Below are 17,055 nucleotides of genomic sequence, written 5' to 3' on the forward strand. Positions count from 1 at the left end.
AGTTAATTTTGTTCGGCAACGGTAGATTTTGCTAAAATTTTGGCAAGGTTTAAAATCTGATATAAACTTAAAAACATGGCCGTTATTACTTGGTATAAATCCTCCAACATTTTAGAGTCAACTTTAACATTAAGGGCGATATATTTATCATTAATTATTATTCCTTTACTTCTCACATAATGAGGTAATTTGATTGCAGAATTAGCATCTTTTTCTAATATTTTAACTGTGCCATATTTTTTTTGACGATATTTAATTGCTAAATTAATTTCACAACCTTTGAACTTGGTTTTACTTTTATATTTCATTTTCCCACTTCTGCCCCTTTTCCAACCTGATGAAACCCTTACAATTTCTGTTATATTCAAATTAAATATATTACCATCTAAAAAAGCACCTTCTAAGGATAACCAATTATCTTCAAATATTTTCATTTTCCAACCTTGGCGGTAAGGATGGGGATATTCTAAAGTCGGTTTTTTCTTCAACGTGGGATCATTAAATCTAATCAAAAGTTTAACATTTTTGTTTCCATCTCGATCTCTATTTAACATAGATAAAACTTTTTTTGGCAGTTGATAGCGCATATTATCAACATTTAAACTACCATAATAAGAGAGATTTATTGACGCATAAATAATGCCACCAATAGATAAAATTAATAACACAATACCAAGGGGCGGATAAAATAAAACCGTCACGAAAAAAGAAATAAAACAACTTATAATTGCGATAATTAATTTTGTTGTAAATTTGTTATGTTGTTGCTCCGCCCATTGATCAATTTCAGCAATTTGATTTAAGTCTTGAAAAATTAAACCCGCATTAGCATCAACTTGATAAATTCTATTTTTACTAAATTCTGTTTTATTAATCGGCATAACTTATTTACCTTTAACATTTTTTCAATAAAGTAAACTTGACAAAATTAAGATAATAATTATATTTTAAGGGTATTACTTGAAAAAAATAATTAAAATATAATTAAATTTAATATTTTGTAACATTTTCTAATGTTTAATTTAAAAATTAAGTATAAAATTAAATTTTTATTCAATGAAAAATCCTGAAATTGCTTATATTTCTTTTGATACCGTACCATCTCCAAAAGGTGCTTCAACCCATATTCAAGCATTTGTTAAAGCATTAAGTGAAGTGTTTGAAAGTCTTGATTTAATTACAGTTTCACCCCATCAAACTATTAATCAAAGAAAGTTATTTCCTAATGTTAATCAAACGGAATTAAGCGCCATTGGTCAAAATTTTATTAATCGAGTTTTATTTTTCAGAAATCAACTATTATATTTTTTAAAAGATAAAAGGTATCAAATTATTCATTTTCGTTCAATTTTTGAGGGTTTTCCCATTGCTATTAATAAGAAAAAATACTGTGATTATTTGATTTTTGAGGTTAATGGTTTACCTTCCATTGAATTAAAATATCGTTATCCAAATGTAGTTGAAGATCGAGAATTATCCTATAAAATTGAACAACAAGAAAATATTTGTTTACAACAAGCTGATCTAATTATTACCCCCAGTTACACAACTCAACAATTTTTAATTAATAAAAATATTAACCCTCAAAAAATTAAAGTTATTCCCAATGGAGTTGACTTAAATATTTTTAAATATTGTGATCAAGAAAATAACATTCAAAATTATAATTATAATTTTAATTTACTTTATTTTGGTACATTTTCTCCTTGGCAGGGTGTTAATTTAGCAATTGATGCACTATCATTAATTAATCAGGAAATTAATAATAATTTTAACATAAATTTAAGTATAATTGGACAGGGAAAACCCGATCAAATTGAAAAATTAAACAAAAAAATTAATCGAGATCAACTCACAAAACAAATTAAAATTAATCCCCCCGTTTCCCAATTAGAATTAGTTAAAATTATTCATCAACATTCTGCTATCATAGCACCATTAACCCCTAATGATCGCAATTTAATTCAAGGATGTTGTCCTTTAAAAATATTAGAGTCAATGGCCACAGGCATACCAGTTATTGCCAGTGATCTGCCTGTAGTAAGGGAGTTGGGCAACCATCAAGAACATTTTTTACTATTTAAACCTAATTCTGCTAAAAGTATTAAAGAACAAATTTTAAGATTATATTTTGAAGAAGAATTAAACAAAAAAATAGTCAAAAATGCTAGAGCAAAAATTGAGAATTGTTATACATGGGAAATAGCTGGAACAGAATTAATTAAACTTTATCTTAACATTTTAGCTTAAAAATCAAACCCGATGAATCAATATCATAAAATTACTTGTAATTATCAAGAAAGTACACATCAAATTGCTTATCAAGAATGGGGTGATCCCCATAATCAAAAAGTATTAATTTGTGTACATGGGTTAACTCGAAATAGTCAAGATTTTAATAATTTAGCACAGTTATTAAAACAAGATTATCGCATTATTTGTCCTGATATTATAGGCAGAGGAAAAAGTGATTATTTAACCAATCCAAAATATTACGGTATCCCCTTATATGTCAGTGATATGTTAACATTAATTAACCATTTACAATTAACATCTATTAATTGGCTAGGGACATCAATGGGCGGTATAATTGGTATGAATATTGCTAGTTTAGAAAATACTCCGATTAAGAGACTAATTTTAAATGATTTAGGGGCTTATATTCCCCATCAAGTTATTGAAAGCATAGGTAAATATTTATGTCAAAAACCGCCAATTTTTGAAACTTTTGATCAGGTTAAAGATTATGTTAAAAAAATTTATGCAGGGTTTGGTGACTTAACAGAAAATCAATGGACAAATTTAGCAAAATATTCTGTTAATTTAAACCAAAATCAGCAATACATTTTAAATTATGATTATAATATTTGCCACTCATTTCAAGGTATTAAAGTAGGACAATTTAAACCGATAGAACTATGGGAAATTTGGGATTTAATTAAAATTCCTGTGTTATTATTACATGGAGAAAAGTCAGATTTATTATTACCAGAAACTATTGAAAAAATGAAAGAAAATCATGAAAATTTAGATGTTAAAACGATTAAAAATTGTGGTCATGCCCCCGCTTTAATGTCTTACCCACAAATTAATTTAATCAAAACATGGCTTGATCGTTGACAGTTATAACTTTTTAAAATTACTATTTTTAATTAATAAATTGTTGATTTTTTTGAATGATTTTAATACCTAATTAACTACTTTTAAAATGATTAAAGTCATGTCATCTCCGTGGGGTTTTCCTAAGCCTACAAACTGAAAAACTTGGTCAAATAAATAATCTTTGATCTCTTTAGGGTGAGCAAAATGATCACAAGCCCATTCAAAAGAAAGATGAAGATTTTTTTCATCAAAGCGATCGCCTTGGGGACTCATGGCATCCGTCAAACCATCGGTATAATACATAATAGTGTCACCCTCTGAAAGCTCTATTTGTGCTTCCTCATATTTAGAATCAGCATCTAGGCCAATTAACATTCCCCAAGTATCAAGTAATTCAATTTTTTTAGTTTTAGCTTTCCATAATAAAGGAGGATTATGAGCCGCATTACTATAGGATAAAATGCCAGTTTTAGGGTTATATTCAGAGTAAAATAAAGTTAAAAACCGATTAGAATTTTCTAAATCAGCATACATAACTCGGTTTAAATGTTCTAAAATTCGGGCAGGAGAATGACGGTTAAGGATTTCTGCTCGTAACATTCCTCTGGCCATCGTCATAATTAAACCTGCTGGTACTCCTTTTCCCATCACATCACCAATCACAATACTCCAAGGTAAATTAGACTGTTCTTCTGTTTCAAGAGAGGGTTTTTTGTCATAATTGGCAGGAATAAAGTCATAATAATCACCGCCTACTCGGTTGGCCGTGCGACAACTAGCCGCCAACTCTAAGCCTCTGATTTGGGGACATTTACTCGGTAATAGATGTAATTGAATTTCTGAGGCAATTTCTAACTCCCGATCTTGACGCTCTTTTTTTCTCAATTCTAAAGTTAATTCATGGTTAGAAATGCCTACGGCCGTTTGATCGGCCACCAATTGAACTAATTGACGGCGTGTCGAAGTCCAAGTATAATGAGGATCATAACTAAAAATATAGAGTTTTCCCCGTTCCATATTTTTAATCAGGATGGGGGTACTAAACAACTGAACTTGCGAACCAAGATAATCTTTAATTTGTTGATCAAGAGAACTGATACATACAGACAGTTGAGGGATTTTTTCACTATTATTAAAATCTTGACGGTTATTAGTAGTTAATTGACGAGTAATTGCTTCTAAAGCTTGACGAATATCTTGACAAGATTGCCCCTCTTGACAGTGGATTTGTTCTAAACTTATTTCCCCATCTTTTTTAAATAAAATTAAAGCCCCACCGTCCCCATCAGCAACCCTTGCGGCCATTAAGGGAGTTAATTCTAAAAATTGATTAAGGTTATTAAAACTACGCAAAGCAAACCCTAAAGAACTTAATAAATTTTGAATTTTATTTTGTTCACGATGAAGTCGATCTACTAATGTTTGTAGAGTAGAAATATTAACTGTAGAAAGGTTTTCATCAGGGGTCTGATTGACAGAAGATACAGGAGTAAGAAAAGAGCGAGATTGCATGGTATAACAAGGAGGAAGCATTCTGAAGATTAATTCATTGCTAATTGAGAATTGAGAAAATTTATCTAGTAAAATAGATGATGCAATTATTCTAAAGTTGACTAATCTTAACTCTAATTGTTAATTTTGCCAAGGGGTAATCATAGGAATTTTTAATAATCATACCTCAATTGAGTCAGATCAATTATTCAATCCCACAAGTTTGACTGATTTACCCTATTTTCTTTTAATAATTAACATTTTAATTTATGATAAAATTGCTTACCTTAGATCATTTTTTGATTGAATTAACATAATGAGTTCAAAAGCAGTTGTTTTACTGTCCGGTGGTTTAGACTCTAGCACTACCACAGCGATCGCCCAAAAAGACGGTTATGAAGTGATCGCCTTATCTTTTCGTTATGGGCAACGTCATAATAAAGAGTTAGAAGCCGCTCAAAAAATAGCTCAATATTTAGGCATTAAAGAACATTTAATTGTAGATATTAATTTAGCACAATGGGGGGGATCCTCTTTAACGGATCTATCTTTATCTTTACCCCAAGATGGCCTTCAAGAAGGTACTATCCCTTCTACCTATGTACCCGGCCGCAATACAGTTTTTATTGCCATCGCCCTATCCTTGGCCGAAGCCAAACAAGCATCTGCGATCTATTTAGGGATCAACGCCGTTGACTATTCCGGCTATCCCGACTGTAGACCGGAATATTTAGAAACCTATCAAAAATTAGCCAATTTAAGTTCAAAAGTAGGAATAGAAGGAAAAGCAATTCAATTAATCGCTCCCCTCGTCCACGATTCTAAAGTAGATATTATCAAAAAAGCGATACAACTGGGAGTACCCATCGAACAAACTTGGTCATGCTATCAAGGAGGGGAAAACCCTTGTGATGTATGTGATTCCTGTCGCATTAGAAATGAAGCCTTAGCTCTTGTCAATAACTCATAACATTATGTTTGACTCAATTTTTCCCCTAATACCCTCTTTAACCCTCATTTTTCTCTATTTAGCCAGTTTAGTAGCCATCGCCGAAGGATTACACCGTTTTAAACAAATAGACGTAGAATTAACCCGTAAAATCGTACATATAGGCAGTGGGCAAGTCTTATTATTCGCTTGGCTATTAAAAATACCCTTAAATATCTGTATCTTGGCTTCCATTTTAGCAGGAATTATCGCCTTAATTTCCTATTTTTTACCCATTTTACCCAGTATTGAAAGCGTTGGTCGTAAAAGTTTAGGCACATTTTGTTACGCCCTCAGTATAGGCATTTTATGTAGTTATTTCTGGTCAATAGATCAACCCCAATATGCAGTGATCGGTATTCTTAATATGGCTTGGGGAGACGGCATGGCGGCCATTATCGGCAAACGCTATGGTAAAAATTTTTATTTTATGGTTGGGAACAAAAAATCTTGGGAAGGGTCATTAACTATGACAATAATTAGTTTTATTGTTACCACTCTCATCTTATTATTTACTATGGGTTTTTACCCAAAAATTTATCTAATCGCTCTAATCGTAAGCGTATCAGCCGCAGTGCTAGAGTCTTATTCTAAGTTTGGAGTGGATAATTTAACAGTTCCGGTTGGTAGTGCCATAATTTGCTTTTATTTAACCCATTTGTTTGTTTAAATCAAGATATTAAAATCAAAAAAATATCAGTATATCATCAGTTCTAAATTATCCCACAGATCAAGAGAGTTTTTCTGACTACAAAACTCTCTTGTAATTTGGCCGGATTTGAAGGCTTTTTTTAAATTAACTAACGCTTCCAAATCAGAAGCATTATAAACCTTCATATTAACTAATTGACGCAGTAGGCTTTCAGAAGCGACACTCAGACAACCATTTTCTAAAGCAGAATCAACAAGTAAATTAATCATGGTAGTGCATCCTCAAAATTACAAAAAAATTACAAAATTAATTTAATAATAAAAACTTTTAAATACTTATTAAATTTAGGTTTTAATCTTTATTTTTTGGAATAATTTGTAATAAATAAATTTTGGAATAATTGCAATAATATATGCTATAACAAAAAACAAATCTTAAAAAATCTAAATTTAATTATTTTAATCTAAGATTAAAGTGGATTTTTCCTGTTTAAGTAGATTTGATAATTATTTATAGATTTGCCCTTAATATCTATTATTCAGCAAATCCGGACATTTTGCATTGATCCTCGTCACATTTTTTGGTGATCATGATCACTTTTCCCTTTCTCCTTCTTCTCTGATTTTTTCAGGGGTGGGTTTAATGGAAAAAAGCCATCCTAAAGTTAAACCCCCCAATATCCAAATAATTTCCCGAAAACGGCGGATCACGGAAACGGCGATTCCTAAAGTTGAATTTCCGGTGATATAATTGCAAATTACTAAAAATGCCCCTTCTTGTGTGCCAATACTTGAAGGGATAAAAAATGTGCCGTTACGCACTAACTGGGCGATCGCTTCGATAATCCAAGCATTTGTGAGGCTAATGGGATTTCCTAAAAATTTCATCACAAAATAAACTTCTAAAACTCCTAAAGGCCAATTTAAAAAAGCCATCAGGAAAGCATAGGCAAAGCGTTGATGATGGTTGGTATAAAAATTAACTAAATTATCATCGGTTTCTTTTATTAATTTTAAAATTGTGGTTAATTGTTGCATTAAGGGGTATTTTTCTAAAATTTGACTTATTTTAGTCATTAATTTAAACCTTTGAACACAGAAAAATAAAAGAATTGCAGTGCTAAAAACTCCTAAACCTAATCCTGCAATAATTTTAAAACTAATTGGTAAATTATCCCCCATTAATAAGAGGTAAAAGCCAAAGCCGAGAAAAAAGATTAAACCAATCATATCAATAGTTGTGGCTAAAACTAAAGAGGTGATTGTTTCTCGATAAAGTAGATTATAATGAGTTTTTAAGAGTATTGCTTTAATTGGCTCACCTCCTAAAGAGGCAAAAGGTGTTACCCGGTTAAGAGCTTCTCCTACCATCCTCACTAAAAATAAACGATAAAACCACTGAAAATTAAGAGGTAATTTATCAAAAGCTAGTTGCCAACCTAAAACATCAGTAATAAAGGCAAAAAGATAAATTATTAATATTATTAATATTCCTAACCAACCAACATTAATTACTCGTTGCCAGACTTCATTTAAGTTAGTTTGATGAAGAATGATCGTAAATAAAGTACAGCCAATAAATAGATAAATTAGTTTAAAATATTTCATAGTTTAAGAATTGACAATTGAGTAATTTTTTAGTGGTTAAAATTTAAAAATTTAATTAAAAAATTTACTGCCATTTAACAACTAATACAAGTATTAATTAAATCTTCAATATCGGTGACAATAAAAAATTTAGTATTGAGTTGTTTTTCTAAGTCTTCAACTCTTAGATCATCAAGAAAACAAGTATCATCATGTTTTAACATTAAAGAAGGTAATAAAATTCCATCTCCTAAATTTTGATTTTCTAAATTTTTTAAAATATCTTGCCCTGTTAAGAGGCCTGTAACTGTCATTTCTTGCCCCCAATAATCACTTTTGAAAGCACATAAATCTACTTTTAAATTATTAACTTGATTTAATTGATTAACTAGGGGAATAAAAGCTTTTTCAACTGCATTTCCCACCACCCATTTTAAATACTTTTTATGATTAATAGAAATGGGTAAAAGTTGATCTGCTTTTGTGTGAAAATCTTGAATAAATTGACGAATAGATCCCACCCCGTTACCTATTTGGGGATAGTCTTCATAATGTTCAGGTTGGGGTAATTCTTCCCCTGCTATTAAAAACCATTCATCAGCCAACCATGCAAAGGTTGTACCCAATTCTTTTTTAAATTTTGCTTGTAATATTTCTACTTGTTTAATAACTTCTTTGGCTTTATCTTTATTGACAGGAATTAACTCATCTAAATTGTCTCGAAAATGGGTTAAACCCACAGGCACAACGGCCGCTGAAATAACTGTTGGGATCTCACCTTGATAAAAAGAAGCTAAATCTAATAAAGTTTTTTCTAAATGTAAATTATCATTAATTTCTGGGCAAACTACCACTTGAGCATGAATTTGTAACCGATTATTTTGAAACCATTTTAATTGATCTAAAATTTGACCTGCTCGATGATTTTTTAATAGTTTAATTCTAATTTCTGCCTCGGTAGCATGAACAGAAATAAATAAAGGAGATAATCTCATTTGGGCAATTCTTTGCCATTCTTTTTCGGTTAAATTAGTTAAAGTTAAATAACTTCCATAGAGAAAACTTAAACGATAATCGTCATCTTTTAAATATAAACTATCTCTTTTACCGGGGGGTTGTTGATCAATAAAACAAAATGGACAATGATTATTACATTGAATTAAACCATCAAATAAAGCATTTTCAAACTCTAAACCTAAATCTTCATCAAAATCTTTTTCTATTTCGATTTGATGTAAATTTCCCTTATTATCTAACACTTCTAACTCTAAATATTCATCGGCACAAAGAAACTGATAATCTATTAAATCTCTAGGTTTCATGCCATTAATAGAAATAATGGCATCCCCAATTTCAAAACCCATTTCATCGGCGATCGAATCTGGTATAATTTTATTAATTTTAGCAGGTTTTATTGCAATTTTACTCATAGTTAGTTTAATAATAAAATATATTTTTAATTATTTAATCTCAATGACAATTCTATCATAATCAGTAGATAGAAAAGTTTTGAAGCTAAAACGTATTTACTAGATATATCAATTTTATTTTTTCTCTAAAGTCTAATCTTAAATACTGTTTTGGCGATTATGTCACATCGTTTCGTAACGGGCCGTATGTAAAGAAAAGTAACAATTATGGCCTAAATCCATCCCAAAAAATAAAATTTTTGCTACACTTGCCATTGTTGATTGATTGTTCATCTAAAGGAAATTATGTCAGATCTCAATCGTGGAATCATGAAATTTGACGGAGCAGACAAACCTTCAGTTGTCGCCGTCTCGTCCGTTATTATTTTGGGAAGCATTTTAGCATTAATTGTTTGGGCAATTAAAGTAGCTTATATTGTAAATTAAAATAAGTGTTGTTTTGATTTACACAATTCAAAATTTTTTCTTCTTTTTTTTTATTTGTTTTTGTTTAAATACCCTTATTTAGATCTAGCCAGTGCCTAACCTCGCCCCCTTTTAGGTTAAGTTTGGTTAGATTTTTTCTTATTATCAAAGCTGAAAGTCGGAGACTTTTAAAATCTCCGACTTTTCCAGTTAATTAATGTTAGTAATTAATTAATTTTTAGTAATCAAAATCACCAGCACCAGCACCAGCGGGAGCTTTTTCTTTCTCGGGTTTATCAACTACGATACATTCGGTAGTTAACACCATACCTGCGATCGAAGCCGCATTTTGTAAAGCGGAGCGGGTAACTTTAGCGGGATCAACAATACCAGCTTCATACATATCTGTATAGACATTGTTAGCCGCATCATAACCTACATTAAAGTCTTTTTCTTTAACGCGCTCGGCTACTACTGCACCGTTTTGACCTGCGTTTTCGGCAATACGTTTTAAGGGAGCGAGTAAAGCACGGGTTACAATTAAAGCACCTGTTAATTCTTCATCTTGAAGGTTAGCATTAGCCCATTCTTCTAATTGGGGTGCTAAGTGTGCTAAGGTTGTACCACCACCGGGGACGATACCTTCTTCAACCGCCGCTTTAGTAGCGTTGATCGCATCTTCTAAGCGTAATTTACGGTCTTTCATTTCAGTTTCCGTAGCCGCACCAACTTTAACAACGGCAACACCGCCGGAAAGTTTAGCTAAACGCTCTTGTAATTTCTCAACATCGTAGGAAGACTCAGTTTCCTCTATTTGACGGCGAATTTGATCACAACGGGTTTTAACTGCTACTTCATTACCTTCAGCCACAATGGTGGTATTGTCTTTGGTAATGGTGATACGACGAGCTTTACCAAGCATATCTAACTTGGTGTTTTCCAGTTTTAAACCTGCATCTTCGGTAATTACTTTACCGCCTGTTAAGATGGCAATATCTTCTAACATTTGTTTACGGCGATCGCCAAAACCGGGGGCTTTTACGGCCGCTACGTTTAAAATACCTCTTAAACGGTTAACCACTAAGGTAGCTAAAGCTTCTTTTTCGATGTCTTCAGCTAAAATAACTAAGGGTTTACCTTGACGTGCTACTTGCTCTAAAATAGGCACTAAGTCTTGAATTAAGGTGATTTTCTTGTCAGTCACTAAGATGAAAGGATCATCTAAAACTGCTTCCATGCGATCGGCATCGGTTACGAAATAGGGGGAGGTGTAACCCTTGTCAAAACGCATCCCTTCGGTAATTTCTAACTCGGTAGTCATAGACTTACCTTCTTCTAAGGAAATTACCCCTTCTTTACCTACTTTGTCCATCGCATCAGCGATCATTTGACCGATCCCTTCATCGTTACCCGCAGAGATAGAACCTACTTGAGCGATCGCTTTGGAGTCTTCAACAGACTTGGCATGGGACTTAATTTGACCGACTAAGAACTCGGTAGCTTTATCAATACCACGTTTGATCGCAATGGGGTTAGCACCTGCGGCCACGTTGCGTAAACCTTCTTTAACAATACCGTGAGCTAAAACTGTAGCGGTGGTTGTACCGTCTCCAGCTACATCATTGGTTTTAGAAGCGGCTTGACGAATTAAAGCAACTCCTGTATTTTCGATGTGATCTTCAAGTTCAATTTCTTTAGCAATGGTGACACCATCGTTAACGATCTGAGGTGCTCCAAATTTTTTCTCTAAAACTACGTTGCGTCCTTTGGGTCCAAGGGTGACAGCAACTGCTTCTGCTAATAAGTCAATACCACGTTCTAAGGCACGACGTGCATCATCATTGTAAATAATAGATTTAGCCATAATGTTAATTTATTTCCTGTTTAAATTCTAATTTTGGTTGTTAGAGTTGAGAACTTTTCTTTGTGGGATGGGCATCCTTCGACAAGCTCAGGACAAGTCTTGCCCGTCACAGGCTAGAAGCCTGTTCCACATTTAGAGTTGAAAGCCTGTTCCACTTTTGCTTAAGTTTTTAGCTAATAGCTGATTAAGCAACGGAAGCTAAAATGTCTTTTTCAGATAAAAGAACATACTCCTCACTGCCGAGTTTGATGTCAGTTCCGGCATATTTAGAGTAAAGAACTTTATCGCCAACTTTAACATCGGGTTCAGTACGGCTACCGTCATCGTTACGTTTACCAGGGCCTACTGCAACCACTTCACCAACTTGAGGTTTTTCTTTAGCGGTGTCAGGTAATAAAATTCCACCTGCGGTTTTTTCTTCAGAAGGGCTAACTTTTACGAAAATGCGATCGCCCAAGGGTTTAACGGTAGAAACATTAATGCTAATTGCTGCCATGAGATATCCTCCAGACTAGAGTGTATATAGAGTAAAATAAACTTTAAACAGTGGAGATTTTAACTCAAATTTTTGAGTTTTAGCACTCTCACCTTACGAGTGCTAATTTACCTAAAAATCCCCTAGTCTGACAACTACCTCAATAGTACGGTTTACCGAACTTTTTTAGGGTAAAAAGGGAACTATCATTAATTCTTGATTGACTAAAAAACCTAGTTTCTCAAAAAAACTAGGTTGATTAAAGTTTATTTGTACAATCTAAAATTAATTGATTAATCTTTAGCGTCATCAATCAGACAAGATGTTACATTTTCTTTCTTCGCAATAGTGGCATCCTTTAATAACTTAGATACAGGAGTAGTTGAGGTAATATCTCCTTTGAGGTTAACCCACAGTTCACCTAAGACAGCATTAGTACATTTAACCTCTACTTTATCTCCGGTAGAAGAACCAAAAGAGGACAAAGCTTGGTCAATATCTTTGACTGCTACTTGATTTCCAATATTACTTTGAACTAATTTTTGAATGGAAGAATTATTAAAGGCTTCTGCCAGTGCGATCGCCTCTGAAAAATATTCTTCGGCTGTGCCGGGGTAACAAGTGCCGTGTTTGATCCATTCATGGCGTTGTAAATATGAAACCGTGCCGGGCATCATAACTTGTAATTTTTCCCATGTTTTGGGAGAAAGCTCTTTTTCTATGGCAGGTAATTTTGACCAATCTTTGTTTTTGCCTTCATCAAAGCTAATATCCTGTTTACTGACATTACAAAAAATATTAGTTCGAGGTTGAGGCCAAAGTCCATGTAAAATAAAATGGGTGGCTTCAAAACGATCGGGATTTTGTGCTAATCTTTGACACTCTGGTTTGTCCGGTAGTCCCTCACAAAAAGCAGGTTGCCAACTTAAGGCTAAGAGGAAATCTTCTTCGCCGGGAATAGTCACGATGGGAGTTTCATTATTGGAAGGATTAGGATCTATACTGACAACATTGCCACAATCAGCCGCTACCCAACGCTCAGGAGGATTAGCGGTGGGAATTTGTAAACGGTAATAAGAGGCAATCTCCTTATTTTTACCAATAACCTGATACGTTTCTCCTTGTGTTAACTTAAAATTATCAGATTGACTATCTTTTTTGGTTGAAACTGAGGCATCACAACTCTTATTTGCTGTAAATTGACCTTTAAATTGAACAGAAGCTAAAGCAAAAGAGGGCTGAAATCCGAAAGAAAACACTACTATTATCAATAATAAAAGTGCTTTTTTGATTAATTTGAACACAGAATACTCCTTCAATACTACAAACAAATGTTAGCTAATTTCAACAATTAATAATAGCTCATTTTGTCTAAAAAGTCTTGATAAAATCTTATTTTTAAGTTTTGTTAATCTATTATTTTAGTTGGGCTTTTCCCTTGGTGCGATCGTCTTGATAAAACAATGTTGAGATTTATGAAGTCTTAGTGCGCAGGGTCAAAGTTTATGGTAATCTTTGTGGTTAGAAATTGTTATTATTTAATACTTAAAAATTTTAAGGAGGAAGTCTTGAACTTGTCGTCACATACCCTCGATCGCCCTTTATTTCATCAAAATATCCGTGAAGATGTGAGTGAATATGTAGCACAACTGCAACTTCACATGACGTTACAAGCTCGTAACTTAATTCCTAGTATGACAACTCAAACTACAGATAGTCGAGTACAACTTTTACAAGAAACTCAAGCTAATATTGAAAAATTAGTTTCTCGTCAGTTTCTTTAATTTTTAATAATATTTTTTTAGTTCAATTATTAATTAAAATACTTAACTCAAATTAGCCTCATCTCAAAAGATCGGGCTAATTTTTTTCAAAAAAAGTCATTATTAATTGTTAATTTTGAAACTAAAATTAATTAATTTGCGTCTGTAAAAATTATCGTTTATCTTTCAATCAAAAATTACTATGTTTGGCATTTTATCCTCTTTAATTATCGCTCAAACGCCCACTCCCCCCCCTCAAGAAATTATTATCCCTCAACAAGTACGCCCTCTGCCCGGTTCTCTCAATAATATCCCTGTTTTTAATAGTAATAGTCCTGAATTAGTCTTAAATGAAGGTATTTTATTATCTACTTTTCCCCCCGAAGGCAAAGCTAACCCTTCTGCCCATTTAAACTATCCTTTAGGGGGTGCTTTTGATCTTTTTGCCCATCATATCGCTAAAGCCCCCACCCCTGAAGACCTACGCACCCTTTATTTAGGAGTCATTGTTCATAATCCTCATAATACTCCGATAAAATTGGATATTAGTCAAGGGGCAAGTTATCTCAGTCAGCCTGATGCCCCTTTTGTTCAACTTCCTTCTTTTGTGGAAAATAATGGTGGTAATGTTTTTGCAGGGCCGGGCGATCGCGCCATGTTAGATCTATTACGGGGCGAAACCCAAAATTTTTGGCCTAATCAAATAGAAATTCCCCCCCGTCAAAGTAAAATGTTAATCAATTTGCCCATTCCCGTCAACACTTTAACCCCGCCTATTAACGGAAGATCAACCTATTTCAAATTATTTAGTGATGATACGGTTTATGTGGCTAGTTTAGCCCTCTTTGCTAAATTGGATGAAAATGGACAGGAAAGAGCGCCCACGTTGGAGGAATGGGAAGACCTCTTAAATAATGGCAATTTATCCACCCCCAGAGATAAAGTCCCCACTCCTCCCAATACCCTCGGAAATTTAATTTATGGGCGGGTAGCGGGAGTTTCCCAAGGCTCAGAATGGCGCTCATTTATTTTTGATAATGAGCAAACTCAGAATTTAACCATTCCGGCTCAGGGAGAATCTTTTTCCTATGGTATTAGTACCCTTGTGGGGGGTACTCATGGCACTGGCCAAAGCCAAACAGCCCCCATGTTAGTACGTTATCCTGATACGGCTTATGAGGCTCATGGAAATTACGGAGTTCATTATGATTTAACTTTCCCTTTATATAACCCTACTACTGAGGAAAAAACCGTCACCCTCAGTTTACAAACACCTCTTAAACAGGATCGCGCTAGAGAGGGATTAATTTTTTTAGAACCCCCTTCTAATAGTGTATTTTTCAGGGGTACAGTTAGGGTTGAATACCCCAGTGAAAGGGGTTTCCCCGTTGTTCGTTATGTCCATTTAGTCCAAACCAGAGGACAACAGGGAGAACCTCTGATTAATATTACTATTCCCTCTCAAAGTTCTCGTTTAGTTTCGCTCGAATTATTTTATCCCCCTGACTCTACCCCCCCTCAAGTTATTACAATTACCACTTTAAACAGTGAACAATAACTGATCAAAATTGACTTTTAACGCCAATTTTCTTGGGCTTTTTTTAATAGATAAAAAGTAACATTTTCGATTTCTGCTTTTGTCAAACGATCGCCAAAAGCAGACATATTATTTTTACCATTGGTAACTAAATTAATAATTGCTTCTGGCGTATCCATTTGATAGCGTTTAAGGGTTTTTAATTTTAAATTTTTACCCCGTCTGATAATATTACCACCATTAACATGACATCCGGCACAATGTAGTTCAAAAATTTGCTCCCCCTGTGTTATTTGTTCAGCATTAATTTCTTGGGCAAAAACAGGTAAGCAAAGGGTAAAAAAACTCAATAATAAAATAACTGAAATTTTAATAAATTTGATCATAAGATGTTAAATAATTGGTAATTTTGGTAATTAATTAATAGTTAAAAATAGTTGTTTCTTTTGTGGCAGAAGGGGTAAGCAGTAAAAAAATTAACAGGCTTCAATTCTTTTTTCCGTATATAAATTAAATAAATGAATTTGATCTAAGTCTAAACTTAAATCAATTAAATCATTTCTTTTAATTTCATAATTAGGAGCAATTCTAACTTTTAATTTAAGCTTTTCATTCTCTTTTAAATGTACGGATAAATAAGTTTCATTTCCTAAGGCTTCCACCATATCAACTATAGCTTGAAAGTGATGATTTTCACCCTCTTTTAAGTTTAAATGTTCCGGCCTAATTCCTAATAAAATAACTTGATTTTGATAGTTCGTTAATTTATCTAAATATTGCTCATTAATTTCTACTTTAAAATAACCATCAATCATTAAATATTTACCCTCTACCATTACCTCTAAAAAATTCATGGGGGGTGAGCCAATAAACTCCGCTACAAAACGATTTACAGGTTTATTATATATTTCTAAAGGAGGCGCAACTTGTAAAATTTGACCTTGATTCATTACCGCAATACGATCGCCCATCGTCATGGCCTCTATTTGATCATGGGTAACATAGATGGTTGTGGTTTTTAACTGTTTTTGTAATTGAACAATCTGAGTGCGGGTATCTGCTCTCAATTTGGCATCTAAATTAGATAATGGCTCATCCATTAAAAAAACTTGGGGGTTGCGGGAAATCGCTCTCCCCAAGGCTACCCTCTGTTTTTGACCACCGGATAATTCTTTTGGCAATCTATTTAATAATGATTCTATTTGTAATAATTGTGCTGATTGATAAACTATTTCCCTAATTCTTTTTTCTTCTGAGGATAAATATTGTAGTTTTTTTGGTAAAAATTTAGTAATATTTGTTAATAGTTTATCTGTATTTTTTTTGAAAAAATTTTGATTTTCTAAATTTAACTCCTGATCTTTAGTCATTCTTCTTAAGCCAAAAGCGAGATTATCATAGACATTAAGATGAGGGTAAAGAGCATAATTCTGAAAAACCATCGCAATATCTCGATTTTTTGGTGCAACTTGATTGATCAGGCGATCGCCGAGCCAAATTTCCCCACCCGTCAAAGTTTCTAGCCCTGCCAATAGTCTTAAGAGGGTACTTTTGCCACAGCCAGAAGGCCCTACCAATACCATAAACTCCCCATCTTCAATTTTTAAATCAATCGAGCGTAAAACGTGAATAACAGAAAATTGATCTTCTTTAGTTAGGTCTTTAATCTGAGTTGTTTTAGTTTTTTTTTGATTTCGATCAGGAAAACTCTTATAAATTTTCTTTAATAAAACTTCTGTCATAATCAGTTATTAGTGAGCAG

Annotated in this window: 16 protein-coding genes; 6 read left to right on the forward strand and 10 right to left on the reverse strand. The window is 33.3% G+C overall.

The window, feature by feature from the left end; genetic code table 11:
• Positions 1-2 precede the first annotated feature (2 nt).
• Positions 3-881 carry a hypothetical protein gene (locus tag Anndu_RS14805; protein WP_464101920.1) on the reverse strand — a complete coding sequence of 293 codons (879 nt, stop codon included), beginning with the start codon at positions 879-881 and terminating at the stop codon, positions 3-5.
• 175 nt (positions 882-1,056) lie between these two features.
• Between Anndu_RS14805 and Anndu_RS14810 the strand changes: the two genes are divergently transcribed.
• Both Anndu_RS14810 and Anndu_RS14815 read left to right on the forward strand, forming a co-directional pair.
• Positions 1,057-2,250 (forward strand): glycosyltransferase family 4 protein, encoded by a 1,194-nt coding sequence (locus tag Anndu_RS14810; RefSeq protein ID WP_464101921.1) that lies wholly within the window; start codon positions 1,057-1,059, stop codon positions 2,248-2,250.
• A gap of 12 nt (positions 2,251-2,262) precedes the next feature.
• Entirely contained in the window at positions 2,263-3,120 is an 858-nt protein-coding gene (locus Anndu_RS14815; protein WP_464101922.1) for an alpha/beta fold hydrolase, read from the forward strand.
• 69 nt (positions 3,121-3,189) lie between these two features.
• On the opposite strand, the gene Anndu_RS14820 is transcribed toward Anndu_RS14815, so the two are convergent.
• Positions 3,190-4,614: a GAF domain-containing SpoIIE family protein phosphatase gene (locus tag Anndu_RS14820; RefSeq protein ID WP_464104120.1), complete on the reverse strand. Its 1,425-nt coding sequence runs from the start codon at positions 4,612-4,614 to the stop codon at positions 3,190-3,192.
• 295 nt (positions 4,615-4,909) lie between these two features.
• Between Anndu_RS14820 and queC the strand changes: the two genes are divergently transcribed.
• Both queC and Anndu_RS14830 read left to right on the forward strand, forming a co-directional pair.
• A complete protein-coding gene (gene queC, locus Anndu_RS14825) occupies positions 4,910-5,563 on the forward strand; it encodes a 7-cyano-7-deazaguanine synthase QueC (protein ID WP_464101923.1) in 654 nt (217 codons plus the stop codon).
• Positions 5,547-6,251, forward strand: coding sequence for a diacylglycerol/polyprenol kinase family protein (locus Anndu_RS14830; RefSeq protein ID WP_464101924.1), 705 nt, complete (start codon positions 5,547-5,549; stop codon positions 6,249-6,251). Before queC ends, Anndu_RS14830 begins: the two co-directional genes overlap by 17 nt.
• A 26-nt stretch (positions 6,252-6,277) precedes the next feature.
• On the opposite strand, the gene Anndu_RS14835 is transcribed toward Anndu_RS14830, so the two are convergent.
• The 6 genes from Anndu_RS14835 to Anndu_RS14860 form a co-directional block, all read right to left on the reverse strand.
• Entirely contained in the window at positions 6,278-6,502 is a 225-nt protein-coding gene (locus tag Anndu_RS14835; protein ID WP_464101925.1) for a hypothetical protein, read from the reverse strand.
• 324 nt (positions 6,503-6,826) lie between these two features.
• The gene (locus tag Anndu_RS14840; RefSeq protein ID WP_464101926.1) at positions 6,827-7,840 is read right to left on the reverse strand and encodes a lysylphosphatidylglycerol synthase transmembrane domain-containing protein; all 1,014 of its coding nucleotides are present in this window, start codon (positions 7,838-7,840) and stop codon (positions 6,827-6,829) included.
• Between the two features lie 74 nt (positions 7,841-7,914).
• A complete protein-coding gene (locus Anndu_RS14845; RefSeq protein WP_464101927.1) occupies positions 7,915-9,249 on the reverse strand; it encodes a TIGR03279 family radical SAM protein in 1,335 nt (444 codons plus the stop codon).
• A 643-nt stretch (positions 9,250-9,892) separates the two neighbouring features.
• The gene (gene groL / locus Anndu_RS14850; protein ID WP_464101928.1) at positions 9,893-11,518 is read right to left on the reverse strand and encodes a chaperonin GroEL; all 1,626 of its coding nucleotides are present in this window, start codon (positions 11,516-11,518) and stop codon (positions 9,893-9,895) included.
• Between the two features lie 184 nt (positions 11,519-11,702).
• Complete coding sequence (gene groES / locus Anndu_RS14855; RefSeq protein ID WP_464101929.1) at positions 11,703-12,014, reverse strand: co-chaperone GroES; 312 nt, start codon at positions 12,012-12,014, stop codon at positions 11,703-11,705.
• A gap of 272 nt (positions 12,015-12,286) precedes the next feature.
• Positions 12,287-13,252, reverse strand: a complete 966-nt coding sequence (locus Anndu_RS14860; RefSeq protein WP_464101930.1) for a ribonuclease T2 family protein — start codon at positions 13,250-13,252, stop codon at positions 12,287-12,289.
• Between the two features lie 315 nt (positions 13,253-13,567).
• Here Anndu_RS14860 and Anndu_RS14865 point away from each other — a divergent pair, with 315 nt between their 5' ends.
• Together Anndu_RS14865 and Anndu_RS14870 are read left to right on the forward strand one after the other, a co-directional pair.
• Positions 13,568-13,777, forward strand: coding sequence for a hypothetical protein (locus Anndu_RS14865; protein WP_464104147.1), 210 nt, complete (start codon positions 13,568-13,570; stop codon positions 13,775-13,777).
• A gap of 181 nt (positions 13,778-13,958) precedes the next feature.
• Complete coding sequence (locus Anndu_RS14870) at positions 13,959-15,314, forward strand: DUF3370 domain-containing protein (RefSeq protein WP_464101931.1); 1,356 nt, start codon at positions 13,959-13,961, stop codon at positions 15,312-15,314.
• 17 nt (positions 15,315-15,331) lie between these two features.
• Here the strand turns inward: Anndu_RS14870 and Anndu_RS14875 are convergent, their stop codons facing one another.
• Both Anndu_RS14875 and Anndu_RS14880 read right to left on the reverse strand, forming a co-directional pair.
• A complete protein-coding gene (locus Anndu_RS14875) occupies positions 15,332-15,679 on the reverse strand; it encodes a c-type cytochrome (RefSeq protein WP_464101932.1) in 348 nt (115 codons plus the stop codon).
• 90 nt (positions 15,680-15,769) lie between these two features.
• Positions 15,770-17,035, reverse strand: coding sequence for an ABC transporter ATP-binding protein (locus tag Anndu_RS14880; RefSeq protein ID WP_464101933.1), 1,266 nt, complete (start codon positions 17,033-17,035; stop codon positions 15,770-15,772).
• Positions 17,036-17,055 lie beyond the last annotated feature (20 nt).

The organism is Annamia dubia NIES-4383, assembly GCF_055394725.1.